The following is a 22,649-nucleotide window of genomic DNA, read 5'->3' as shown; positions in this document are numbered from 1 at the left end:
TCCCCGTGCGTCGCAATTCGATCCGTAGCGATAGCCGGGCCGTCGAGGGGATGCCGATCAGACTCGTCGTTGCCGTCACTGTCGGCGCAGCAGCGATGAGCCTCCTCGTCCCGATGCTCGATACAGTCGAAGAAACCCAGCAAACTGCAGTTACAGTCGAACCCGAGCGCCACCAGGTCGTTCTCGATTCGGAGACCACGATGCAGGACGTGACGGTTGCTGTGGTTTCCGCAGAGGGGGAACCGATCCCTGAGTCGACAGTGATCGTCTCCGAGCGATCGTTGCCTCTCGTAGATGGCCCGCAAACCTTCGAGACAGGGCCGGACTCCCACGAGGTCACACTGAGTATCGGCGATACGCCAGAGGCGGACGTCCCAGTTTCATTCCGGAGAACCCAGCAGCGGGGAACCATCGAGCTGGGTGTTCGGCCACCGAGCAACGGCGAGTTCACTGTCCGTTCAGACCATCCCGAGATCACCGTCAGCAAACCTGGATAACCGGGTGGCTGTTCCCGACGCGCTACACCCACCGAAGGCTATTCATACTGCTCGTGTGAAGGTTCACTCGATGAGAGACGAGGATGGGAGTGATATCGAACGGTATCACAGTTCCGAGTACAACCTGGATCGGTCACAGGCTCGCTCGGCGGAGGACCCCTCGTTGAGGTCCGGAGAACGAGATTCACCTGCCAGATCCCGCGGTTCAGGTACATCAGGCTCTGGAGCAGGGACGGTCGCCGATCTCGCCGACGCTGGTCGCTCGGTGACAGTCGACTCGGAGTCGATCACTGCGACACTGGTCGGTGTTCCCCGGGTCGACATCCACGAGTACGTCTACGATCACCAGCTCGGCCTCGGTCACGACCCAGAGGAAACCCGTTCGATTGCGACGTTCGATCTGGAAAACACCGGACGACATTCGATCAAGTGGCGTCCCTCCCGAACACGATTCATCGGGACCGACGACTACACCTACCAGCCCTCCAAGCTCTCGGTCGATCCCTCACAACTCGGGCCAGGCTGTCACATCCGACAGGTCGAGATCGAGCCGGACCGGCGTGCGCGAGTCGTGACCCTGGTCGAACAGCTCCCGTCCGGTGTCGAAGTTGCCGAAGTAATTCAAAAGCTGACGATCTTCGGCGACAGCCAGCGGCTGACATTCTCAGTCGAGTAGGAGCCCCAACTCCCTCGCCACCGACTACTCCCAGAACGACCGCGTCCTGGCGTACTCACGTTCACGCGTGAGAATATCTCGGTAGAACTCGTCTTCGTTCTCCCGCAGTTTGTTTATAATCCTGGCAGCGTTGTGCGGCCCCACACCCCGTGCAGCGAGTGCGATCACTGCCCGCTTGCCGTGGCTCTGGACGAGACTCGCGGCCTGGTAGGCACGCTCTGTACGTTTCTCCTGTTCGTCGTCCTTCTGTTCGGCTCGTACTGCTGTGATCGTCTCCTCGTCCCAGGGATTGAGCGCGGCAACCTGGGTCGACTCGCAGTTCGGACAGGCAGGCTGGTCGTCGACCCGGTTGACCGCTTTCGTCCGTTGCCAGTCCTGACAGTGCAGACAGAACAGGATCACCCGGTCGTTCTGTAAGCGCTCTTTGACCGTCTTGATCACGCTCGCGTCGGCGTTTTCCGGCGTCAAAAGCTCCGTGCCCGACCCTCTGCCGCCAGTTCCAAGTGGCGTATGTTCGCCGACAGTCTCGATGTCGATCTCCTCGGACTGGATTGCTTCCAGTACGTCGCTCGTACCCCCGATCGAGAGTTCCTCGTGAATCAGCTCCCGGAGCGCTTCCTCGTAGATCGGTGTCTCCGCCAGTGCTTCGAGCAGACGACGCTTTCCAAAGCGAGCGCTTCCAGAGCCCTGCCACCGCTTGAGCGCGCCGAAAGTCGTCGCGACCTGTGCGAGTTTGAACTTGAGCGCGTCTGCGTTTTTCAGACTGAGTTCGATCAGTCCACGCACGTGGTCGGGATCTGTTTCTTCGAGTACCTGGACGACGTCGGTCGCAGCGATCCCGTGGGGCACGTCGAGTTCGATCCGGTAGGGATCGATCTCCATTCCGACACTGGAGCCGGTCTGTTGCCCGAGCAGGGCCGCGAGGACGCGGCCGAGCGTCTCGTTTATCTTGTGTCCGAAACAGGCGTTGACGACGATCGATCCGGCACTGAACTCGACGAGAATCCGATCGGCAGTCGCGAGGGGGTGACCGGTCGTCGCGTGGTCTTCGAGTTGCTCAAGTCCGGCAACGATCGTCTCGGTCTCGAAGTCGTACCGCCGTTGGAGGTCACGAGCGACTGCCTCGGAGTCCGCACCAGAGTCCAGTTGGTGGCCCGCCACGTCGCGGAGTTCACCGACACCCTGTGCCACCTCTCTGGGGACCGGGATCTCCTGCCCGCTCCAGGATGGCACCTCACCTGCTGGGTCTTCGATCGGCGAGACTGTGACGACCTCCTCTTCGTCGTCGAGTTCGGTGATCCGCCACATCTCGCCGCGCTGGATGAATATTTCGCCGGGTTCGGCGAAGTTGACGACGAACCGTTCGTCGAGTGTTCCGACCTGTTTCCCGCTGGCGACATCCTCCACGTCGTAGGTCGCCTCGTCTGGAATCATCGAGAGATTTCGGTAGAAGTACTGCCAGGTCCCACGGCGTTTCTCCAGTCGGTCCTCGTCCTCTTCGAGCCAGAGCACCCGATTGTCCGCGAGTTCCCGGATAATCTGTTTGAACTGCTCCCGTTCGAGATCCTGGAAGGGGTAGGCTCTGGTGACGATTTCGTACGCTCTGGCAGCCTGTATCTCGCCGTCGTCCATGACGAGTCCCGCGATCTGGTTTGCGACCGTGTCGAGACTGCCGTAGTGGAGGGCTGCCGGCTCGACGTCACCCCCCTTCGCGCGGCGGGCGATCACCATCGACTCCAGCACGTCGTCGGGATGGCTGGCGACGATCGTCCCCTCAGAAATGCTGCCCTCGCGGTGGCCAGCCCGGCCGATCCGCTGGAGCAGGCGTGCGACCTGCCGCGGGCTGTTGTACTGGACGACGTGGTCGACGTGGCCCACGTCGATTCCCAGCTCCATCGAGGACGTACAGAGCAAAGCGTCGAGTTCACCCTGCTTGAAATCCGACTCGATCTCGATACGGGACTCCTTGGCGAGCGAGCCGTGGTGGACACCGACGTCGGTACCGTACTCCTTGAGCCGGGAGCCGAGTGCTTCCGCCGTCTGTCGGGTGTTGACGAACACTAGCGTCGCGTCGTTTTCGGAGACAATCTCGTCGATGACCCGGACGTGACTCGCAATCTCGGGCTCGGTCACCAGCTCCTGTGCGATCTGCCGATCCGTCTCTTCGAGTGTCGGGGAGCGAACAGTCACATCGAGTGCGCTGCCGACAGCCACTTCGGCGACCTCGAACGGTCGATCACCGGTCAGCAGCCGGCCGATCTCCTCGGGGTCGTGGACCGTCGCGGAGAGACCGATCCGCTGGAATGGGCCTGCGAGTTCCCGGAGTCGTTCGAGACCGATCGCGAGCTGTGCCCCACGTTTCGACACTGCGAGTTCGTGGATCTCGTCGACGACGACGTGCTCGACGTCTTCGAGCGCGACTCGAAGCTTCTTGCCCGTGAGCATCGCCTGCAGCGTCTCGGGTGTGGTCACGAGCACGTCCGGCGGATCGTTGGCCTGTTTCTGGCGCTGGTAGTCGGTCGTATCGCCGTGGCGGACATCGATATCGAGGTCGAGCGTCTCGCCCCACCACTCCAGGCGCTCGCGCATGTCGCGGTTCAGCGCCCGTAGCGGTGTAATGTAGAGCGCGCCGATCCCGAACCGTTCCTCCCCGACGAGGGCGTCGAAAACGGGCAACATTGCGGTCTCGGTCTTGCCGCTGCCCGTTGGTGCGATGGCGAGGACGTTCTTCCCGGCGGAGAGCGCGGGCAACGCGCGGCGCTGTGGCTCCGTCGGTGCGTCGAATCCGCGTTCGGAGAGGGCCTCGCGGAGTTCGTTGCCGAGGTTCGCGAACGCAGCTGCCCCGTGGCGCAACTCGCCATCGCTCATCACCCATTAGTTGGTCTTCTGCCGATTAAGCTCGTCGGAGCAGTCCTTCGATTACGATTCCCGGCGCATCGCAGCCGGGATCGCGTCGATGAGATCCGTCGCGACCAGCCCGTGGCCTCGCTCGTCGGCGACGATATCGCCAGCCCGGCCCGTCACGTAGGCTCCGAGTCCGGCTGCGTGGATCGGCTCCTGCACGGCGGCGAGCGCTCCGGTGACACCAGCGAGGATATCGCCGGTTCCGCCGACGGTCATTCCCGGATTCCCGGTCCGGTTCACTCGCGTTCGCTCCCCGTTCGAGAGAATATCGTACATCCCCTTGACGAGCAGTGTGTGCCCCAGTTCTCCCGCAAAGTCGGCGACCGCCGCTTTGCGCTCGCGCCAGTCATCGTGTTCCGGGCCACCCATCTTCACCAGTTCGCCCTGGTGGGGCGTACAGATCAGCGTCGCCTCTGTTTCCAGCCCTGGCACGATCTGGAGTGGATCCGCGTCGACGACGGCAGTGCCGTCGAACCCTTTCAAGATTGCCTCAGCGGCTTCGAGCGTCGCCTCGTTCGCGCCCAGGCCCGGACCGATCACCAGCGTGTCGTGCTGGGCGGCAAACTCCATGACCTGGCCGACGTGGCCGGGGATCAGCTCCCGGCCCTCGACCGGCCGGAGGATCAGATTCTCGCTGTAACCCTGGACCTCGTGGGCGACGGAGGTGGGGCAGGTGACACGAACCAGATCGGCCCCTGCCCGGAGTGCGGCCTGGGCGGCGAGCGCTGGCGCCCCGGTGTAGGGACCACCACCGATGACGAGCACCTCGCCGTGATCCCCCTTGTGGCTGTCCGGCCGTCGTGTAATGCGCTGCAGATCACCGCGTTCGACGAACGCCTCTGCAGCGTCCGGGATGCCGATATCCGCGACCGTCACCTCGGCATCGAGGTCGTCGAGTCCCGGTTTTGCCTCGTGGAAGGTGACGATGTGGTCCGGGTCGACAGTGCCGGGCGGACACTCCCCCGTCTCCCCGTTCATCCCCGAGGGGACGTCGACAGAGACGACAGTCGCGTCTGCATCGTTGATTATCTCGGCTGCTGTCGCCGCTGGTTCGCGGAGTCGACCGCTGATCCCGGTCCCGAGCATCGCGTCGACGACGAGTTCCGACTCGCCCCGGTCGAGTGCTGTCGAGTCGGTGATCTCGTGACGCTCGCAGTCTGCAAGTTCGAGTGCATCCCAGTTTTCACGGGCGATTTCGGTTCCGATCGCATCTGCCCGACCGAGCAGAAAGACCTGCACGTCGAACTCCTCGAGAAAGCGAGCAGCGACGAAGGCGTCGCCACCGTTGTTCCCCCGACCGGCGATGATCGTGATCGAGTCACCCTGGTCGGCGACCGCTCGGACCGTCTCGGCGACCGCGTTGCCACTGGATTCCATCAACTGTTTCTGTGACACGCCGAGGGCGGCGGTGTTCTCGTCGACGACCGCCATTTCGGATCCTGTAATCATATCCACATCTTCGACTGTCTCTCCAATAACTGTGGCGCACTCCCCGATCCGTCGGCCCGCTGCTCGGCCGGTCGCTCCGAACCTTTCTTGCCTGCGCCCGGTGGAGTAACAGGCATGACCAAAACGTTCGACGCTGGCGAGGTTACACTCGAACAGGTACGCGAGTACGTCTGGGAGATCCCACAGGAGGGCCAGATGCGCGTCCCGGCCCGCGTGCTCGCCAGCGAGACACTACTGGAGGAGATCAAACAGGACAAGACGCTGGAGCAGTTGAAAAACACGACCCACCTCCCCGGTATCGAGAAGTACGCCGTCTGCATGCCCGACGGACACCAGGGCTACGGCTTCCCGGTCGGCGGGGTTGCAGCGATCAACGCCGAAAACGGCTGTATCAGCCCTGGAGCTGTGGGCTACGACATCAACTGTGGCGTGCGAATGCTGAAAACGGATCTCACGTACAGCGATCTCCAGGGCCACGAGGAAGAACTGGTAAACGCCCTCTTCGATGCCGTCCCGACGGGACTCGGTGGCGGCGGCGTCATCCAGGACGCCCCGGTCGACGAGATTCTCCGCCGTGGCGTCGAGTGGGCCGTCGAGAACGGCCACGGGATCGAGTCGGATCTCGCACACTGCGAGGACGAGGGATTCCGTCCGGAGGCCGACCCGTCGAAAGTCTCCCAGAAGGCCAAAGACCGCGGGCGAAACCAGGTCGGCAGCCTCGGCAGCGGGAACCACTTCCTCGAAGTCCAGCGCGTGACCGATATCTTCCGCGAGGGCGTCGCGACAGAGTTCGGCCTCGAAGAAGACCAGATCGTCGTGCTGATTCACTGTGGCTCCCGCGGACTGGGCCATCAGGTCTGTACGGACTACCTTCGCGAGATCGAGCAGACCCATCAGGGACTGTTGAACCAGCTTCCCGACAAGGAACTCGCCGCTGCACCCGCCGGCTCACAGTTGGCCGAGGATTACTACGGTGCGATGTGTGCCGCGATCAACTTCGCGTGGGTGAACCGCCAGCTCATCATGCACCAGACTCGCGAGGTTTTCGCCGACGTCTTCGACCGACACCACGAGGAGATGGGGATGGAACTGCTCTACGACGTGGCACACAACATCGCAAAGAAGGAGACTCACGACATCGACGGCACAGACAAGGAGGTGTTCGTCCACCGGAAGGGCGCGACGCGGGCGTTCCCCGCAGGCCGTCCCGAACTGCCACCGGTCTACCGTGACGTCGGACAGCCGATCATCATCCCCGGGAGTATGGGCGCGGGCAGTTACGTCCTGCGCGGTGGGGAGAACTCCCTGTCGGAGACCTTCGGCTCGACAGCCCACGGCGCGGGGCGGCTCATGTCACGTACACAGGCGAAAAACGAGTTCTGGGGCGAGGACGTGATGGACGACCTGAGAGAACAGGACCACATCTACGTCAAAGCAGAAAGCGGCGCGACTGTCGCCGAGGAAGCCCCTGGCGTCTACAAGGACGTCGACGAGGTCGTGGGAGTTTCCGACGCACTCGGGATCGGTGACCGTGTCGCCCGCACGTATCCAGTCTGTAACATCAAGGGTTGAACAGCCCAGTTCCACCGACCTGTGTCACAGCCTCACGGACTCTCAGGTTCCTCCGGTCCTCCTGGACCGTCCGGACCATCGGGTCCTCCGGGTCCGTCCGGGCCGGTAGGGGTGTCGGCCTCCTCGTCGACTTCGTTCCAGGTTGCGAGGACGAACCGCTCCCCTGACCCCGTGAAGTAGACGATATCGAACGTCGCCTCTTCACTGACCCCCGAGCCGTAGGCGGTTTCTGGCCCGACTTCGAGGAAGGCGCCTTGCTCGACCATCCCCTCCGGGCCGAGGTCGTCGGAGAGCTCCGCCCAGGAGACGTTGTTCTCCGGTCCGTCGACGTAGAGCCTGCCGGCCGGCCGATCCGTCCCGTCGTTGTAGTTGATAACTAGCCGGTCACCGAGATGTGTGAACCCGATGTCCGCTGTCTGATCTGCTTCTTGCTGTGAGATAAGCATCACGCCTGCTCCGAGTGCGACTGTTACGAGAAGCGTCATCCCGATGAGAACGACGACTCCGAGCAGTTCGGATACTGCGCGGGACCGGGATGCAGCTGTTATACCCATCTGTGTTCGAGTAGCAGACACGCAAATAAATGTGATTCGAATAGCTGTAATATAGACTAATTATCTATCTTACGTATGGAATCAGTCAGATTATCACTCAGGAGGATACTATCAGATCACTGTCCTGTGCCGGCCTGAAACCGTATGATTATAATTGGACCCGATGCTGAGGTGTACGTGTGACATCTGCGACGGATCTCCCGCAGGTCCTGATAGTGGACGACGAAGAGCGAGTCGCCAACACGTACGACCTCCGACTGAGCGGTGATTACGAGACGGAGATCGCGCTCAGCGGTGAAACAGCCCTTCAGACCGTCGACGAGGAGACCGACGTCGTGTTGCTCGACCGTCGAATGCCGGGGATGACCGGTGACGAAGTGTTAACGGAGATCCGCAAACGGGGGCTCGACTGTCGGGTCGTCATGCTCACAGCTGTCGATCCGGATTTCGAGATCGCTGATATGGATCTCGACGACTACGTCGTCAAACCAGTCGACAGGGATCAGTTGATCGCGGTTGTCGAACGGGCGTTGACGATCTCGGAGTACAACGAGCAGATGCAGGAACTGAGTTCGCTGAAACTCAAACGGAACGTACTGGAAGTCGAACTCTCCGGACGAGAACTCGCAGAGAGTGAGAAATACCAGCGTCTCGAAGCAGATATCGAGCAGCTAGAGGCGGAGATTCAGGAGATGGAGGACACACTGAATATCGAACAGGTCGATCTGTATCTATAACTATGGACGAGGGTACCAGACAGTTCGAAGACCGGGCGAAACGAACCCACGATCTCGATCTTTCGATCGAGGAGTTTCCAGCGGGAACGGAGACGGCCGCCGACGCTGCCGACGCCATCGGCTGTGACACGGCCCAGATAGCGAGTTCACTCGTATTTATGGCCGATCAGTTACTCGTCGTCGTCACGAGCGGCGCGAATACCGTCGATACGCGAAAACTCGCGACGCTTCGGGGTGTTCACACCGCGCGAATGGCCGACCCTGACGAAATCGAGGCGACGCTCGGCTACGAGATCGGTGGCATTCCGCCGTTCTGTCACGACGAGTCTGTCCCCGTCTATCTCGACGAGACGCTCACGGAGTTCGAGACGGTCTGGGCTGCGGCAGGGTCCCCGAACGCTGTCTTCCCGATCGCACCCGAGACGCTCGTAGTGTGTTCCGAGGCGACAGTCGCGGATGTTGTCGAGTGACAGTCCACCAGAATACGATCCATTAATGACAGTATAGCTGCATACCACAGCTATGAGCATCCTCATCTACGGGGCGTACGGCTACACCGGAGAGTTGATCGCGCGGGAAACAGTCGACCGCGACCTCGATGTCGTCCTGGCTGGCCGCAACGGGACCAAAACCCGCGGGCTGGGTGCGATGCTGGGTGCCGACACCCGGGTGTTCGAAGTCGCCGACGCTGTCGACCATCTCGACGATATCGATATCCTGCTCAACTGCGCCGGCCCCTTCGTCAAAACCTACGGCCCGCTCGTGGATGCCTGTCTGGAAACGGGCACCCACTACCTCGACATCACCGGCGAGTTCCCCGTCTTCGAGGAGCTCGCCGAGCGTGACCGCGAGGCCGAAAAGGCCGGCTGCATGCTCCTCCCGGGTATCGGCTTCGATGTGGTTCCGACCGACTGTGTGGCCGGACATCTCCACGAGAGACACCCCGAGGCAACCGAGCTTCGGCTCGGATTCGATGCGCTCGGTACGATCTCGGGCGGGACGGCCGCCTCGGCGCTCGAGCTGGCAGACGGTAGCGGGAAAATCCGACGCGATGGCCAACTGGTCGAAGTTCCCGTTGCCTCCAGTCGCCGGACGATCGACTTCGGTGAGGGGCCCCGCAACGCCGTTCGGATCCCATGGGGTGATGTCTCGACGGCGTACTACACGACTGGCATTGAAAATATCGAGGTGTACGCGCCGATGTCCAACTCTGTCGCACGCGCGCTCCGACTGAGTGCGCCCGCAACGTCGCTGCTCGATGTCGGACCGATCAAGGAAGGTCTCCAGTGGGCTGCCCGGACAGTCGCCAGTGGTCCATCGGAACAGCAGCGCGAACACGGACGGGCGCTGATCTGGGGCGAAGCGAGCGACGGTGAGCGAACAGTCACGACCCGCCTCCGGACGCCGGAGCCGTACGCCCTCACCGTCGATGCCGCGACGACAGCGGTGGCTCGCCTGGACGAGACAGGGGAGGTCCCGATCGGCTACCAGACACCAGCGTCGGCGTTCGATCCGGATTTCGTGCTCGAACTGGACGACGTCGAGGGCTTTTTCGACGAGGACGACGCGGCCTGACTGTTTCGGCGAGAACCGACGGGTCGAAAGTAATAACCCAAGAGGGACGTACCGATGTGTATGAGCAACGAGCCAGGGGAATACTACACTGACGAACGCTGGCAAAACTGGATCGGCCGACTCCGGGAGGAAGAGATCGATCCTGAAGAAGAAGACTCGGCACGACTGCTGTTGAATCTGCAGGACGATACTGCAATCGCAGTCGCAAAAATCATCACTGACTTCGACGACGGCGTCCTCGACGAAGAGCGTGCACTCGGCGAACTCGAAGATATGCAGGAGGTCGTCCTCTCGGAAGTCGAGTTCGACAACGAAGAAAAAGGGATGCTAATCGACGGCGTCCAGACGTCTCTGATGTGTGTCTTCTACGCTGCCGAAGAGTTCGTCGTCGGCGGTCCAGCGGACGAGGGCTCAATCGACGAGTACATCGAGGCCGCAGCAGAGGCGGAAGCCAACGAGGATCTCGATGCAGCGCTCGGCTACTGTGTCCAGGCTGGCACGCTCGTGATCGACGGTGCCGAGCTGGATATCGGGATGGCGGACGATCTCGAATTCGGACTCGTCGCCGAATGGGTCAACGGAATCGACAGTCTCCAGACGGCGATGCGTGATCCCGAAGTCGTCGAAGAAGACGACGAGTAACCCTATTTTTCCGCCGGCCTCTCTGCCCGCATTCTCATTGCCCGAAATCGCAGCGTCACAACTATGAGCCACCTGGACACAAGAAGGGTATAATGCGACAGGTGCAACGGGATAGAACGCAGAGCATAGTTGAAATCCGACGGACAACGCGGCTGCTTGCATCACAATGGTCTTCTCGGAACTGACCGTCGGTGTCGTCCTCGCTGGCGTGGCTGGCGGGATGATCGGTGCCGCGATCGGCGCGCTTCCAGCGCTCAGTCTGGCAGGGATCACCATCGTCGTCGGCGAGGCGGCTGGCGGCTTTCCGGGGAACTCGGGCTCTCTGGGTGTCTTCGAGGTCGCTGCAGCACCGCTCGAAAGCACGGGGATCACTGGCGCTGTCGGCCTCGGACCGGTGTTTGGTCCACACGTCGCCTTCGCCGGTGGCGTCGCGGCTGCTGCCTACGCGGGCCGGAAGGAGACGTTCGATACCAGTTTCCGGTACCACCAGGCGAAACAGATCGCGAAACCGCTGCCGAGCACACCACCCGTCCTGCTCGTCGGTGGCGCGTTCGGACTGTTCAGTGTTCTCGTCGCCAGGGTCGCTGCTGGACTCGAACTGCCACTCGATCCGATCGCCCTGGCTGTCGTTCTCTCGGCCCTGGTCCACCGACTCGCGCTCGGCTATCCGCTGCTTGGACGGCTCCGGGATCTGGACCGGTCAGTGCTCGATATGTCGCCGTTCGAGGACAGTCAGTACTGGGGCGACGCGGACAACGAGACCGCACAGGGGACCGGCGGCCGCCACGTCGTCGAGCCGTGGCTACCCGACCACTACGAGTGGCAAAACGTCGCCGTCCTCGGCGTCGCTGTCGGGATCGGTGCGGGATACATTGCACTCGCGACTGGTAGCGTCTTTCTCGCCTTCGGGATCACACTGGCGAGTCTCCTCTTTCTCTCCCTCGGTGCATTCTCACTGCCGGTGACACACCACATGGCGCTGCCCGCGAGTATCGCCGCACTCGCTGTCGATGCCGAGCCTGTCGTCGGGCTGGTCGTTGCAGGAGTGTTTGGCCTCCTCGCAGCGCTGATCGGAGAACTCGCCCAGCGAGTGCTGTACGCTCACGCTGACACGCATTTCGACCCCGCCTTCGTCTCGATTCTCGTCACCAGCCTCCTGCTCGCTGCGCTCGTGACAGGTGGTGTCTTCGAGGCTGGACCGGTCCCGTATCCAGGTCTCTAGATCAGTCGTACTTTTTCCGATTTGAGGTAGCATCCGCCCGCCAGTCGGCGAACGCTGGGAGAATATCGTCTTCGTCGAACCGTTCGATACACGGCACGTCGTAGGGGTGGAGCTGTTCGACTCGATCCCGGAGATCCTCGTACCGGTCCGCCGTGGTCTTGGCGAGTAGAATGACCTCCTCGTCGTCGTGGATCTCTCCGTCCCAGCGATACACCGAGTCACAGGTCACCCGGTTGACACAGGCCGCCAGACGTTCTTCGACCAGTGTCGTTGCGAGTGCGTCGGCAGCGTCGGGCGGTGCGGTGATAAAAACAGTCGGCATCTCTCCGTCAGGATTCTGGCTGGAGTGGATTGTATTTGCCGTTGATGTCCCACTCGTGGAGGCAGTGCGGATTACCCCGTTCAGAGGCACCGTTGTCCGTTTTCGCGACGAACGTCTGTTTTTCGGCGTCCCACATATCCTCCCGTCCGCACCGCTCGCAGCTCCGCTCCGTTGGGGGGTTGATAGTTACCATACCTGACGGAATGACGTGGAGAATTATTAGACCGTCGGTTGGAACCAGACCGGCTGCTGCCCCTAATTTATCGTCATCGGAACTTGAACCGGCTGTTCTCACCGGTGACTGTGCCTGCGATGCCGGACCCGAATGCGTAGGCCAGCCGTTGCGCACCGAGACTGAGCCGCTGGGCGATCCCCTGTTCGGGTTCGAACTCCCGGACTGTGACGTCCTGTCCGATCTGCTCTTCGACCCGCTGTTCGACGTCTTCGCGCGTGCCGAGTTCGTCGACCAGACCGTTCTCCGCGGCTTCCGTGCCGAGATAGACGCGGGCTTCTGTGGCTTCGATCTCCTCGCGGCCGAGTTCGCGCCGCTTTGCGACGTTCGAGACGAACTGGTCGTAGTAGTCGTCGATAATTCCCTGGAGATACTCGCGCTCGTGCTCTTCGAGGTCCTTCAGCGGGACGCCGGCGTCTTTGTATTTGCCGGCAGTCAGCTGTTCGTACTCCAGCCCGAGTCTGTCGGCCAGTTCCCCTGCCGTCACCCGCGAGCCGATGACACCGATCGAGCCGACGATAGAGCCCTCTCTGGCCCAGATTTCGTCACAGCCGCTCGCGATCTCGTAGCCACCACTCGCACAGGTATCAGTCGTGTAGGCGATTGTCGGGCCGTCGAATCGCTCCGCTGCGAGTTTGATATCCTCGCTCGGGACGATCTCACCACCGGGTGTGTTGAGCCGGACGAGGAGTGCCTCTGCGTTGCTGTCCGCATCAGCACGGTCGATCTGCTCGACGATGTCGTCCGCACCGGCACCGATAGGCGGCGAGCCGATCGAGCCGCTCTTGTTGCGCTTGATCTGTCCTTTGACCGCGACCTCGGCGACGTTGTATTCGGGTGCAACCGAGGCTGCAACCGCGCTCGCCGCCCGCAGTACGACCGGGAGCAACAGGACCACGAAAACGATGCCGAACAACTCGACTAACGATTCCGGGAGTTCGAAAAACAGGAGCCAGCCGGCGACAACGCCGACGGCGGCGACCAGACTGAAGACGAGAGCCCGGAGGATGTTATTGAATGTACCCATGCTTGTGTGTCGGCCGCGAAAAATAAAAAAGACGTTACCTGCGGTCAGGCCGCAGCTTCGACGACCGTAATCTCCTCGGCGTCGGCCGAGTCGACGTCGAGATGCATCGGGATGTACTCACGCCGCTCGTAGGTTTCTTTCTCGTCTGCGTCGCCGATGGTACACCAGAGCTGCATCTCTTCGGGGCCGTTCCACTCGAACTGTTTGTTGATCCCGAAACAGACGTACTCCGAGCCATCGTACTCGATGACTGCTCCTTTCCGGATGCCGGGATCGCCGCGGATGATGAGCTTTTGCATACCTCTCGTTTCGGGGGAGAGTTTCTTAACGACTTCGGAGGAACCCGACTGAACGTCGCTGGGTCCGGGGTGACTGCTGTAGCGGCGCTGGGTCCGCGGCGAGCGGTCAGGCGAGCGCTCGGTCTGCGTACCAGAATACGGAGAAATCCTGTGGGCTCGGAAGCGCACAGCCGAGCCAGGCGATCGTCACAGCGGCTCCGTACGCGTCGCCCGACGCCAGTGGGTTCGGGAGAATGCCCGCAGCACCCAGCACGACGGGCAGTGTGAGCGCCAGCGGTGCAATCGCGGCGAGTCGAATGCCGTACGAAGACACGTCATCTGGGATCTGCTGTGGAGTAACGGTCGCCCAGGAGGCTGTTACTGCACTGTGAAACCGACCCTCCTCTGTTTCCGGGAGCCATCGGATCTCGTACGGGACACCGAGAAATCTGAGCACTGCCGCGTGTGAGAGTTCGTGGATCGTTATTCCTACCCCGATCGTTGCAGAGAGAATCGCCACAGCGATGACAACCTCGATTGGGCCCATACTACCTACATATCTACTGGTAAGGTCGGCATATTTCAACGCTCCGGCCCGAGTATCACAGACGAATGCTGCTGAACGGGAATGGTCTCCCACTTCTCCGGGCGTACTGACGGCGATGGGTCCCGATTGGTCCAGACACTGCTCGTTGCCGAATCATTTTTTATCTATTTTAAATAGTTTATAAACCAAGATCGATATCACGAACTTACCGTGTGGGCTAAATAATATGTAGCAGGTAACTATGCACGCGTAGCCCCGTGTGGTGGTATGGCATTCACACAGTTCGCCATGGCCGGACAGAGTACTGCAGCGACGATACTGGAGCTTGCACCGCTGCAGCAGTTCGGCGGGGATTTGATCGGACTGGCGATCCTATTCCTGGTACTTGCACTTGTCGCTGCAGTGCTCGGGGCAAGTGGCGTCGCAGGTATCAGTATGAGTATTGCCAAGTGGCTCGTGATCATCTTCGTCGTCCTGGCGATAGTCTCATTTGTCTTATAACAGCCTGTCGGCGACCAGCCGGAGGAACCGTTCGGAACAACTGCTGATTTCGCCCTCGGTGAGTGTAGACCGCTCCGCAGATGTCGAACCGAGCAGTCCGCGGATCAGTAACTGCTTCTATCGGACTGGCGCTGGTGTCGTGATCGACTCCGAACGGCGAAGACGGTATTCACTTTCAGTGCGATAGATACTATTTTTTTTGAATAGTCGAAGTACATATTCCTATCCATCACTGAGTGAATATAATGTCCGCTGCAAGCGAGGGTCTCAACAGTATCCGAGGGTTCGTCTGGCCGTACTTTCACAGGCTATTCAAATCTGCTACCGACGTGTACGCGTTGAGTCAAACGACCGAAGACGAGTACGTCGCGACAGTGTCCGAAACACAGGAGAAACTCGAACGCAGACTCCCGCGGATGGGGTTTCAACGAACACCGGTTTCATCGCTGAAGATACGGTTCGACGGGAACATTTCGGACGGCTCGTGGGTGTACCGTGACTCCACGTTCGCCGACGAGCAACTCCACGTCGTGTTACACGAACTCCGAGATCGGAATGGAGTCGACGTCTACGCCCACGTCGAGGATAACTGGATCCGGCACCCGGTTGGACACGTAAGTAAGCGAAATTACAATGCCCAGCGCGGTGTCCAGTCGGTTCGGTCGCTGTTCGACGCCGCCGCAGGAGGGGAGGACGGAATCGAGTACCAGATCGAACCGCGGTACCGTCGAGACGACCAGTGGCTGCTCTATCTCGTCCATCTCGTCTCGAAACCGGCGGCCCGCAAGATCCACGAGATCGTCTCCGAGTCGAAGCTGAAACAGTACTCGACCTGACTACTTGAAGCCGTCACTGGTCAGGTGGTGGTCCATGACAGTCTCGAAGCCATCGACCATCGCTTCGGCGTCGACGCTGTCGAGTTCGCCGGTTCGTTTGCGCACTGCTCGCGACCGGATCTCCCACTCCCGCATGAACTCGGCTTCGATCCCGTGTGATTTGATGCGGTCGACCAGCCGGTCGACAGTCGCCTGATTGGGGTCCGTGACTTCCGCGGGTGTGATGACGCCCCGCTTGAGTGCACAGACGGCGATTCCGGAACTGACGTCGCCTTCGGCCAGTTCGCGTTCCCAGGTTGTGATCCAGTTGCCGATGCGTGCCATCTGCTGGAGTTCACAGAGCAGGCTCCGGAGTGTGCCGAGTTCGCGGGCGTTGAACGTCGGCGAGTACATCAGGTCCACGCACGCGTACGGGAAGACTGCCATGTTGTAGGCGTCGTACCGTTCGGCTTCCGCCCGATTTGCCGCCACCGGGTTGTCGTTCAGCAACCCGGAGTAATCCATCGCGTTGACTGTCTGTCTGAAATCGTACTCGAAGATCCTCGCGAACTCCTCGTACCGCGGTGCCGTTTCGAGTTCCGCTTCGATGCCGTCCCAGAGATCGACGAGAAAGTCGACGATCTCCACGTTGTCGCCCTCGCCACTCACGGTCTCTCCGGGTGCGCGGAACGGGATCCGCCGCGCCCGGTCGAACGTCTCGCTATCACCGTCTAACTCGGCCAGGTCGTCGAGTGTCGTGATGAAAATCGTCAGCAGGGTCTTCTGGTTCCGGACCAGATCTGCTCTGTCCGTGGCAACCGACGAGAGTGTGAACTCGTCGAACAGATTATGAATCCACTTCCAGAGGAACCGATCGCGGTCACCCACGACATCGTCGTACTCGTCTGCGATCCGCTCGACTGATCCCGGAAGGGTTACTGTCTTGATCGACTGTGCATACTCCGCAGCAGTACCGGCCGTGATTTCGGTCCCGTGTGGCGTAACGGTGTGACCCAGCCTGTGTGCCATAGAGATTAGTCAACTCTTACCACTCTTAATACTTTTGTTCGTATTTCATTCCGTGATAAAAAGTATGGTTGCGTGAATTTCATGTCCAATATGGTAATATTATTGAACATCTGCAGTATGGCGATTAGAGATACTATCGGCGATAAGTCTGTCCTACTAACTACGGGGATGCTAGTAGAGTCACGTTGGAAACAGTGTCTGTCGAGTCGTACTGTTGAAGATCACCACCTGTCCTGTCACCGTGATATATAGAGATCTAGTACTATCACTGATTCGTGTACGTAGAGAGAACTTTATTCAGTTGCAACGAGAATACCGGGGTGTGTCAGAGGAGTCTCGTCAGAATGAGTCGCCGGGATCGGAAGCCGAGGACGGGGGCTCGCTGACAGAAGCGTTCGAGCTAGATGGTGAGATTGCAGATAACTTTCGGCCCGGAACGACCGGGTTTCTCGTCGTCGATTCGTCGCTTACCGTAATCGGGGCTTCCGGGATTACTGGACGACTTTCCGAGCTCGTCGTGGACCGTCCGGACCACGAGCAGGCGGTGCTTCACAGCGACATCGTCGACCAGATAACAGCCACCACCAGAGAGGCCTTCGAGACCGGGGAGCCGGTCGACCACGAACTCACTGGTAAACCGGACGAACGACTCGTGGTCCGTGCACTGCCGATCGGGGATGTGGCTGTTCTCCAGCTATGGGACGTGACGGAGTACACCGGGCTCGCACGCGAACTGAAGCGAACACGACAGACACTGGATACACTCGAAGACGGCGTGTACACGCTCGACGAGGCGTTCGTCATCACCTCGATCAACGACGCAGTCGCGGATATCACGGGCTACAGCCGGGACGAACTCGTCGGCTCGCACGCCTCGAAGCTGGCAGGTGACGAGACGCTCTCGATGGCGACTGAAATCATCGAACAGCTACGTGACTCCGACGTGGGGTTGATCGAGTCGTCGATTCAGAGCGCGTCCGGTGAGTCGATCCCGATCGAGACACGGTTCTCGACAGTCGAGTTCGCAAACGGGGATCGACGGCGTGTCGGTGTGTTTCGGGATATCCGGGAGCGTCGCCAACACGAGCACACGCTCGGCGCGCTGAACAAATCGGCTCGAACGTTACTCCGAGCGGAGGATACGGAGACAGTCGCCGAAACGATCGTCGACGTCGCCCAGACTGTCTGGCCCGATGCCACGGTCGTTGCATACAGTTTCGACACGGAACACTCCCGACTCGTTCCCGTGGCTGCTGTGGGCACGGAGTCCGCGCCCGCCGGCCCTGGGACAGACGAGTGGGAGGCCTTCGCAACAGGGACAGCTGTCGTCAGCAAGGGGGACGGCGAGCTACCCGATTCCGACAATCAACAGATCGACGACTCCGGTACGCAACCGACTGGTCGAGTGATCCAGCGTGACGACGACGGCTCGACAGCCGAGGATACACTGTTTGCATCCCTGGAGGAGTATGGATTGTTGCAGATCGAGTTCGGCGCCCATACCTCCCCGAACAGCGCCACGGAATCCGTAGAACTCCTCGCCGCAAATGCGGTCGCTGCGCTGGGTCGGGTCGAGCGCGAGGCCGAACTCTCCCGGCGTCGTGAGGCGCTCGCCGAGCAGAACACCCAGCTCGAACGGGCCCGGGAGTTCAACGACCTGCTCCGACAGATCAACGGGGCGCTGGTCGAAGCTGACTCACTGGGTGACATTGCGGCGGCAGTCTGCGACCATCTGGCTGGTTCTGACAGGATTTCCTTCGCCTGGTTCGGTGAAACCTACCGGAGTGACGGGGGCCTGAACACAGTTGCCCTGGCCGGCGATAGTGATGGCTATCTCGACGAGCTGTCGGTGATCGGTACTGATCCCAGAGAGACTCCGACTGGGGAGAACGCCGAGCCAACGCTGCGCGTCCTCGGGTCCGGCTCACAGGCTATCGTCTCCAACGTTTCTGCTGGCCTCCACGAATCGGACTGGCGTGAGCGCGCACTCGTGCGTGGGTTCCAGTCGATTGCGAGTGTCCCGATCCAGTACAACGATCTCTCCTACGGTGTGTTATCCGTGTACGCGAATCAACCCAGAGCATTCGACGACATCCTCGGTGAACTCCTCGACGATCTCGGTGAGACGATCGGGAACGCGATCAACAGTCTCGAAACGAAACGCTCGCTGCAAAGCGAGTCACAGGTCGAACTGGGGCTGCAGATTGTGGATCCAGAGACGCTCTCCTCACGTATCGCGACTGCACTCGGGGAGCCGATCGAAATCGAAGGGGTCGTTCCAGGCGATGGCGACGGATCGATTCTGTATCTCACCGCTGACGCTGATCCGACTGGACTGACAGAGGCCGTACTCTCCGTCGAGGCTGTCCGAGCACTCGGTGACGCTGACGATCCGCGCTCGGCTGTGACAGTGACAGATCGGACCGTCATCGACCGCCTCGCCGATTACAGTGCAGATGTCGAACGGCTCCGCGCCGACGCCGATGGCATCGAACTAACTGCCGTTCTGCCACGATCTGCAGACGTCAGACAGGTGATCGAGGCACTCGAAACGCGGTACGCAAACGTCGAACTCCGAACACGCACGGAGCGGGTATCGGGCAGGGGCGGGCCAGGTGAACTTCCGGGGTCCGTTTCGGAGACACTCACCGACCGGCAACACGAGGCGCTCCGGACAGCGTATCTCAGTGGCTACTTCGAGTGGCCCCGGGCCAGTACTGGTGAGGAGGTCGCCGAATCGCTCGGTATTACACAGCCAACCTTCAACCGTCATCTGCGAACGACGGAGCGGAAACTGTTTTCACTCCTTTTCGACGAGTAGCGATCTTTCGGACCTGCTGTACTCTCGCCGGTTAGCGTCGTGTGTCTGCAGTCACGACCGGGTCATTCTATACATGTTGTATACGATTCGTTGACATACTACTGGCGTTCTGGTAACGGCCATGCCAGTATAGCTGTACTGTACAAACAGGATGATGGCAGACAACAACGCGGAAACCCTGTGCTGGAATATCGTCACCGCAATCGCCGAGGAACGGGATATCGAACGGGATGAGATCAACGAACGCATTGGAGACGTGATCGATACACAGGCACTGAGTCGGCTCGCAGCACAATCTAGCGGCAACGATTCGATCGAGCTATCGGTCTCGTTTCGTATCGAGGGCTGTTATGTCACCGTCACTGATGGCGGCGAGGTGCGGGCGAGTTGTCCCGGGCTGGTCAGTGCATAAGCACGACTCGATTGGGTCAACCAACGTGGGAGTGGCTGCTGCCGTGGTGAATCTCTGATGATAAATGACACTATTCTCGACGAACTGTCCCAGCCGATACAGCCACGAACCAGTCCCCTGAAAACACACCACACACGCGTGCTGCGGTAGAAATCGCTTTCAGTGCCAGGCCCATTCTCCCGACAATGAGTTATCGGATCGGCCTCGTCGGCAAGCCATCGGTTGGCAAGTCGACACTGTTCAACGCAGCGACGATGAACGACGTTCCCGAAGGTGCCTACCCGTTTACCACGATCGACCCGAGCATCGGGGAAGCCTACGTCCGGACACCGTGTGCAGCCCCGGAGTTCGACGAATCCTGCCAGCCCTCCGTCGGGATGTGTCAGAATGGCACCCGCTTCGTGCCGGTCAAACTCGTGGATATCGCCGGACTGGTTCCGGGTGCACACGAGGGCCGTGGCCTCGGCAATCAGTTTCTCACCGATCTCAACGAGACCGACGTCCTCGTCCACGTCGTCGATTTCTCCGGCAAGACAGATATCGAAGGTGAACAGACGGAGGGTCACGATCCGCGAGCGGATATCGACTTCCTCGAAGAAGAACTCGACGCGTGGTATCTCGATATCCTCGAAAAGGGGGTCCAGCGATTCGAGAGCAAACAGCTCTCGGATCCCGATCCGGAGGATATTCTCGCCGAACAGCTCTCTGCCTTTGGAATCTCGCCGGCCGAGATCAAGCAGGTCATCCTGGCCGCCGACCTCGACGTCGCGCCGCTCTCCTGGGACGACGATGAGAATGAACGACTCGCTCGCGACGTTCGCAAGCGGACGAAACCGATGGTCATCGCGGCCAACAAGATGGATACCGCCGCTGCACAGGACAACTGGGAGGAGATCGCGACTGATCCAGCCTACGAGCATCTCACCTTCGTCCCCGTCTCAGCCCACGCGGAGAAAGCACTCAAAAACGGTGCCGAACAGGACGTCATCGAGTACACGCCGGGCGAGAGTTCCTTCGAGATAACAGCCGATCTCCCCGCAGAGAAGGAAGCCGGGCTCGAACAGATCCGGGAGTTCGTCGGCGAGTTCGACGGCACTGGCGTCCAGCAGGCACTCGAAGCGGCCGTTTTCGACGTGCTGGGGCTGAAGGCCGTCTTCCCTGGTTCGGCCTCGGGCACCTGGTCGAAGGGCCCCTTCCGCGACTGCTTCTTGCTTCCCGAGGGTGCGACAGCCGAGGAGTTCGCCTATCAGCTCCACTCCGACATCGGTGAGGGCTTTCTCCACGGGATCGACTGCCGGAGCGACCGACAGGTCGGTGCCGACACGGTGCTCGACGACCGTGCAGTCGTCGAAGTGATCTCGACAAATCAGTAATCTGCCGGGACGGCGACCGCGACGACCGCTCGTTTCAGTCCCTGCAACTGGCACTCAATACTTATTTTCGCGAGTTGAGAACTGACGGGTATGTCCGAGATGGAGACACCACCGGAATACGCAGCGGAGCCGCCGTCCCACGATGGGCATCCGATAATCGGAAACACCTACCAGCTCGTCAGGAAACAGGGTGGGCTGTTCGAAGCGGCCGCGGAAGACGGTGATATCGTTCGGCTCCGACTGCTCGGGTTCGGAACTCTCTACCAGGTCAACCACCCCGATCTCGTGGAAGAAATCCTGACTGATCGGGAGCGATTCGCCAAGGCTGCACAGTCGAAAGAGGATCTCGGGGATCTTCTGGGCCAGGGACTCGTCCTGAGCGAGGGTGCGCTCTGGGAACGCCAGCGCCAGCGGATCCAGCCGGTTTTCTACATGGATCAGATCGCAGACTACACCGAGACGATGGTCTCGGCCGTCGAACAGTCGGCCGGCGAGTGGACCGGCGAACCGACCGTCAACATCGAAGACGAGATGAAGGCACTGACACTGCGGATTCTCGTCGAATCTATCTTCGGCAGCGATATCGACTACGAGGGCCAGCAGATCCGCGAGACCGTCAAGGGGTTACAGGAGCCAGGGCAGCCGAGAAAACAGCCCATCGCCCGGATGGTTCCGAAATGGGTCCCGATTCCGATGTGGCGTCGGTACAAGCAGGGGATCCGTGAGATGGAGTCAGTCATCGAGACGTTCGTCGAGGCCCGCCGTGGTGAGGCCGAGCAACACGACGACCTGCTCTCGCGGTTACTCACGAGTACCGACGAGGACGGCGACGGCATGTCTGAGAAACTCATCCGGGACGAGCTAATGACGTTTCTGTTCGCTGGCCACGAGACGACGGCGACCGCGCTTACGTTCACCTGGTATCTCCTTTCCCAGCATCCAGAGGTCGAACAGAAACTCCACGCAGAAGTCGACGACGTTCTCGACGGTGGCCCGGCAACCTTCGACGATCTCTCCGACCTCGAATACACGGAACAGGTCATCGAGGAGTCGATGCGGCTCTATCCACCGGTCCCACAGATTCCTCGGGAAACGACGGAACCGGTCGAACTCGGCGGCTACGCCATCCCGGAGGGTGTGACGATTGCACCCTCACAGTGGACGATCCACCGTGACGACCGGTTCTGGGACGAGCCCGAACGGTTCTGTCCGGAACGGTTCGCAACAGAGCGTGATCGCCCACAGTTCGCGTACTTCCCGTTCGGTGGTGGTCCCCGACGGTGTATCGGCCAGCAGTTCGCGATGGTCGAGGCGAAACTCATTCTCGCCACGCTCGCACACCGGTACCGTCTCCGGTTGCAGTCAGATCCAGCGGTCGATCTCGCCGTTAGTATCACGACCCGGCCGATCGATCCGATCGACATGCAGATCGAATCCCGGGACGGCGAAAAATTAGATAGCTAG

General features: G+C 60.6%; 23 protein-coding genes. 14 read left to right on the top strand and 9 right to left on the bottom strand.

Annotated elements, in window-relative coordinates; translation table 11 throughout:
• Positions 1 to 5 precede the first annotated feature (5 nt).
• Together EOW68_RS05380 and EOW68_RS05375 are read left to right on the top strand one after the other, a co-directional pair.
• Positions 6 to 497 carry a hypothetical protein gene (locus EOW68_RS05380; RefSeq protein ID WP_128224132.1) on the top strand — a complete coding sequence of 164 codons (492 nt, stop codon included), beginning with the start codon at positions 6 to 8 and terminating at the stop codon, positions 495 to 497.
• Between the two features lie 70 nt (positions 498 to 567).
• Positions 568 to 1,173, top strand: coding sequence for a hypothetical protein (locus tag EOW68_RS05375; protein WP_128224131.1), 606 nt, complete (start codon positions 568 to 570; stop codon positions 1,171 to 1,173).
• A gap of 24 nt (positions 1,174 to 1,197) precedes the next feature.
• Here EOW68_RS05375 and EOW68_RS05370 read toward each other — a convergent pair whose 3' ends face one another.
• A complete protein-coding gene (locus EOW68_RS05370) occupies positions 1,198 to 4,041 on the bottom strand; it encodes a DEAD/DEAH box helicase (protein ID WP_128224130.1) in 2,844 nt (947 codons plus the stop codon).
• A gap of 51 nt (positions 4,042 to 4,092) precedes the next feature.
• Complete coding sequence (locus EOW68_RS05365; RefSeq protein WP_128224129.1) at positions 4,093 to 5,526, bottom strand: NAD(P)H-hydrate dehydratase; 1,434 nt, start codon at positions 5,524 to 5,526, stop codon at positions 4,093 to 4,095.
• A 114-nt stretch (positions 5,527 to 5,640) separates the two neighbouring features.
• Between EOW68_RS05365 and EOW68_RS05360 the strand changes: the two genes are divergently transcribed.
• Positions 5,641 to 7,098: an RtcB family protein gene (locus tag EOW68_RS05360; RefSeq protein ID WP_128224128.1), complete on the top strand. Its 1,458-nt coding sequence runs from the start codon at positions 5,641 to 5,643 to the stop codon at positions 7,096 to 7,098.
• Positions 7,099 to 7,130: 32 nt separating this feature from the next.
• Here EOW68_RS05360 and EOW68_RS18500 read toward each other — a convergent pair whose 3' ends face one another.
• Positions 7,131 to 7,652 carry an archaellin/type IV pilin N-terminal domain-containing protein gene (locus EOW68_RS18500; RefSeq protein WP_431358758.1) on the bottom strand — a complete coding sequence of 174 codons (522 nt, stop codon included), beginning with the start codon at positions 7,650 to 7,652 and terminating at the stop codon, positions 7,131 to 7,133.
• A 179-nt stretch (positions 7,653 to 7,831) separates the two neighbouring features.
• Between EOW68_RS18500 and EOW68_RS05355 the strand changes: the two genes are divergently transcribed.
• The 5 genes from EOW68_RS05355 (at position 7,832) to EOW68_RS05335 (ending at position 11,828) form a co-directional block, all read left to right on the top strand.
• Positions 7,832 to 8,389, top strand: coding sequence for a response regulator (locus tag EOW68_RS05355; RefSeq protein ID WP_128224127.1), 558 nt, complete (start codon positions 7,832 to 7,834; stop codon positions 8,387 to 8,389).
• Positions 8,390 to 8,391: 2 nt separating this feature from the next.
• Entirely contained in the window at positions 8,392 to 8,859 is a 468-nt protein-coding gene (locus EOW68_RS05350; protein WP_128224126.1) for a YbaK/EbsC family protein, read from the top strand.
• A 52-nt stretch (positions 8,860 to 8,911) separates the two neighbouring features.
• On the top strand, positions 8,912 to 9,964 hold the full coding sequence (locus EOW68_RS05345; RefSeq protein ID WP_128224125.1) for a saccharopine dehydrogenase family protein: 1,053 nt from the start codon (positions 8,912 to 8,914) through the stop codon (positions 9,962 to 9,964).
• 60 nt (positions 9,965 to 10,024) lie between these two features.
• Positions 10,025 to 10,606 (top strand): DUF2150 family protein, encoded by a 582-nt coding sequence (locus EOW68_RS05340; RefSeq protein ID WP_128224124.1) that lies wholly within the window; start codon positions 10,025 to 10,027, stop codon positions 10,604 to 10,606.
• Positions 10,607 to 10,772: 166 nt separating this feature from the next.
• Positions 10,773 to 11,828, top strand: a complete 1,056-nt coding sequence (locus EOW68_RS05335; protein ID WP_128224123.1) for a DUF7973 family transport facilitator — start codon at positions 10,773 to 10,775, stop codon at positions 11,826 to 11,828.
• Position 11,829: 1 nt separating this feature from the next.
• On the opposite strand, the gene cutA is transcribed toward EOW68_RS05335, so the two are convergent.
• From cutA to EOW68_RS05310, 5 genes are all read right to left on the bottom strand, one after another.
• On the bottom strand, positions 11,830 to 12,150 hold the full coding sequence (gene cutA / locus EOW68_RS05330; RefSeq protein ID WP_128224122.1) for a divalent-cation tolerance protein CutA: 321 nt from the start codon (positions 12,148 to 12,150) through the stop codon (positions 11,830 to 11,832).
• A 7-nt stretch (positions 12,151 to 12,157) separates the two neighbouring features.
• Positions 12,158 to 12,343: an HEWD family protein gene (locus tag EOW68_RS05325; protein ID WP_128224121.1), complete on the bottom strand. Its 186-nt coding sequence runs from the start codon at positions 12,341 to 12,343 to the stop codon at positions 12,158 to 12,160.
• Between the two features lie 73 nt (positions 12,344 to 12,416).
• Complete coding sequence (gene sppA, locus EOW68_RS05320) at positions 12,417 to 13,409, bottom strand: signal peptide peptidase SppA (RefSeq protein WP_128224120.1); 993 nt, start codon at positions 13,407 to 13,409, stop codon at positions 12,417 to 12,419.
• Positions 13,410 to 13,453: 44 nt separating this feature from the next.
• On the bottom strand, positions 13,454 to 13,708 hold the full coding sequence (locus tag EOW68_RS05315) for an HAH_0734 family protein (RefSeq protein ID WP_128224119.1): 255 nt from the start codon (positions 13,706 to 13,708) through the stop codon (positions 13,454 to 13,456).
• Positions 13,709 to 13,814: 106 nt separating this feature from the next.
• Positions 13,815 to 14,234 (bottom strand): hypothetical protein, encoded by a 420-nt coding sequence (locus tag EOW68_RS05310; protein ID WP_128224118.1) that lies wholly within the window; start codon positions 14,232 to 14,234, stop codon positions 13,815 to 13,817.
• A 288-nt stretch (positions 14,235 to 14,522) separates the two neighbouring features.
• On the opposite strand from EOW68_RS05310, the gene EOW68_RS05305 reads away from it, so the two are divergent.
• Complete coding sequence (locus tag EOW68_RS05305; RefSeq protein ID WP_128224240.1) at positions 14,523 to 14,735, top strand: DUF1328 family protein; 213 nt, start codon at positions 14,523 to 14,525, stop codon at positions 14,733 to 14,735.
• Between the two features lie 245 nt (positions 14,736 to 14,980).
• Positions 14,981 to 15,571: a hypothetical protein gene (locus EOW68_RS05300; RefSeq protein ID WP_128224117.1), complete on the top strand. Its 591-nt coding sequence runs from the start codon at positions 14,981 to 14,983 to the stop codon at positions 15,569 to 15,571.
• Here EOW68_RS05300 and EOW68_RS05295 read toward each other — a convergent pair whose 3' ends face one another.
• Entirely contained in the window at positions 15,572 to 16,579 is a 1,008-nt protein-coding gene (locus tag EOW68_RS05295) for a hypothetical protein (RefSeq protein WP_431358757.1), read from the bottom strand.
• Between the two features lie 322 nt (positions 16,580 to 16,901).
• On the opposite strand from EOW68_RS05295, the gene EOW68_RS05290 reads away from it, so the two are divergent.
• The 4 genes from EOW68_RS05290 (at position 16,902) to EOW68_RS05275 (ending at position 22,649) form a co-directional block, all read left to right on the top strand.
• Entirely contained in the window at positions 16,902 to 19,400 is a 2,499-nt protein-coding gene (locus EOW68_RS05290; protein WP_128224116.1) for a bacterio-opsin activator domain-containing protein, read from the top strand.
• Positions 19,401 to 19,554: 154 nt separating this feature from the next.
• Positions 19,555 to 19,812: a HalOD1 output domain-containing protein gene (locus EOW68_RS05285; protein WP_128224115.1), complete on the top strand. Its 258-nt coding sequence runs from the start codon at positions 19,555 to 19,557 to the stop codon at positions 19,810 to 19,812.
• A 185-nt stretch (positions 19,813 to 19,997) separates the two neighbouring features.
• The gene (locus EOW68_RS05280) at positions 19,998 to 21,185 is read left to right on the top strand and encodes a redox-regulated ATPase YchF (protein WP_128224114.1); all 1,188 of its coding nucleotides are present in this window, start codon (positions 19,998 to 20,000) and stop codon (positions 21,183 to 21,185) included.
• Positions 21,186 to 21,275: 90 nt separating this feature from the next.
• Complete coding sequence (locus EOW68_RS05275) at positions 21,276 to 22,649, top strand: cytochrome P450 (protein WP_128224113.1); 1,374 nt, start codon at positions 21,276 to 21,278, stop codon at positions 22,647 to 22,649.

This window comes from Halovenus amylolytica (assembly GCA_004015825.1).
GTDB classification, from domain to species: domain Archaea; phylum Halobacteriota; class Halobacteria; order Halobacteriales; family Haloarculaceae; genus Halovenus; species Halovenus amylolytica.
Note: the sequence above shows the minus strand (reverse complement) of the source record. Positions and strands in the feature narration are given on the sequence as shown.

What these genes read in the sequence shown, in the direction of transcription:
- EOW68_RS05375 (WP_128224131.1), top strand. Translation starts at nt 568, where the DNA reads ATGAGAGACGAGGATGGGAGTGATATCGAACGGTATCACAGTTCCGAG.
- EOW68_RS05370 (WP_128224130.1), bottom strand. Translation starts at nt 4,041, where the DNA reads ATGAGCGATGGCGAGTTGCGCCACGGGGCAGCTGCGTTCGCGAACCTC.
- EOW68_RS05365 (WP_128224129.1), bottom strand. Translation starts at nt 5,526, where the DNA reads ATGATTACAGGATCCGAAATGGCGGTCGTCGACGAGAACACCGCCGCC.
- EOW68_RS05360 (WP_128224128.1), top strand. Translation starts at nt 5,641, where the DNA reads ATGACCAAAACGTTCGACGCTGGCGAGGTTACACTCGAACAGGTACGC.
- EOW68_RS18500 (WP_431358758.1), bottom strand. Translation starts at nt 7,652, where the DNA reads ATGGGTATAACAGCTGCATCCCGGTCCCGCGCAGTATCCGAACTGCTC.
- EOW68_RS05350 (WP_128224126.1), top strand. Translation starts at nt 8,392, where the DNA reads ATGGACGAGGGTACCAGACAGTTCGAAGACCGGGCGAAACGAACCCAC.
- EOW68_RS05345 (WP_128224125.1), top strand. Translation starts at nt 8,912, where the DNA reads ATGAGCATCCTCATCTACGGGGCGTACGGCTACACCGGAGAGTTGATC.
- EOW68_RS05340 (WP_128224124.1), top strand. Translation starts at nt 10,025, where the DNA reads ATGAGCAACGAGCCAGGGGAATACTACACTGACGAACGCTGGCAAAAC.
- EOW68_RS05335 (WP_128224123.1), top strand. Translation starts at nt 10,773, where the DNA reads ATGGTCTTCTCGGAACTGACCGTCGGTGTCGTCCTCGCTGGCGTGGCT.
- cutA (WP_128224122.1), bottom strand. Translation starts at nt 12,150, where the DNA reads ATGCCGACTGTTTTTATCACCGCACCGCCCGACGCTGCCGACGCACTC.
- EOW68_RS05325 (WP_128224121.1), bottom strand. Translation starts at nt 12,343, where the DNA reads ATGGTAACTATCAACCCCCCAACGGAGCGGAGCTGCGAGCGGTGCGGA.
- sppA (WP_128224120.1), bottom strand. Translation starts at nt 13,409, where the DNA reads ATGGGTACATTCAATAACATCCTCCGGGCTCTCGTCTTCAGTCTGGTC.
- EOW68_RS05315 (WP_128224119.1), bottom strand. Translation starts at nt 13,708, where the DNA reads ATGCAAAAGCTCATCATCCGCGGCGATCCCGGCATCCGGAAAGGAGCA.
- EOW68_RS05310 (WP_128224118.1), bottom strand. Translation starts at nt 14,234, where the DNA reads ATGGGCCCAATCGAGGTTGTCATCGCTGTGGCGATTCTCTCTGCAACG.
- EOW68_RS05305 (WP_128224240.1), top strand. Translation starts at nt 14,523, where the DNA reads ATGGCCGGACAGAGTACTGCAGCGACGATACTGGAGCTTGCACCGCTG.
- EOW68_RS05300 (WP_128224117.1), top strand. Translation starts at nt 14,981, where the DNA reads ATGTCCGCTGCAAGCGAGGGTCTCAACAGTATCCGAGGGTTCGTCTGG.
- EOW68_RS05295 (WP_431358757.1), bottom strand. Translation starts at nt 16,579, where the DNA reads ATGGCACACAGGCTGGGTCACACCGTTACGCCACACGGGACCGAAATC.
- EOW68_RS05285 (WP_128224115.1), top strand. Translation starts at nt 19,555, where the DNA reads ATGGCAGACAACAACGCGGAAACCCTGTGCTGGAATATCGTCACCGCA.
- EOW68_RS05280 (WP_128224114.1), top strand. Translation starts at nt 19,998, where the DNA reads ATGAGTTATCGGATCGGCCTCGTCGGCAAGCCATCGGTTGGCAAGTCG.
- EOW68_RS05275 (WP_128224113.1), top strand. Translation starts at nt 21,276, where the DNA reads ATGTCCGAGATGGAGACACCACCGGAATACGCAGCGGAGCCGCCGTCC.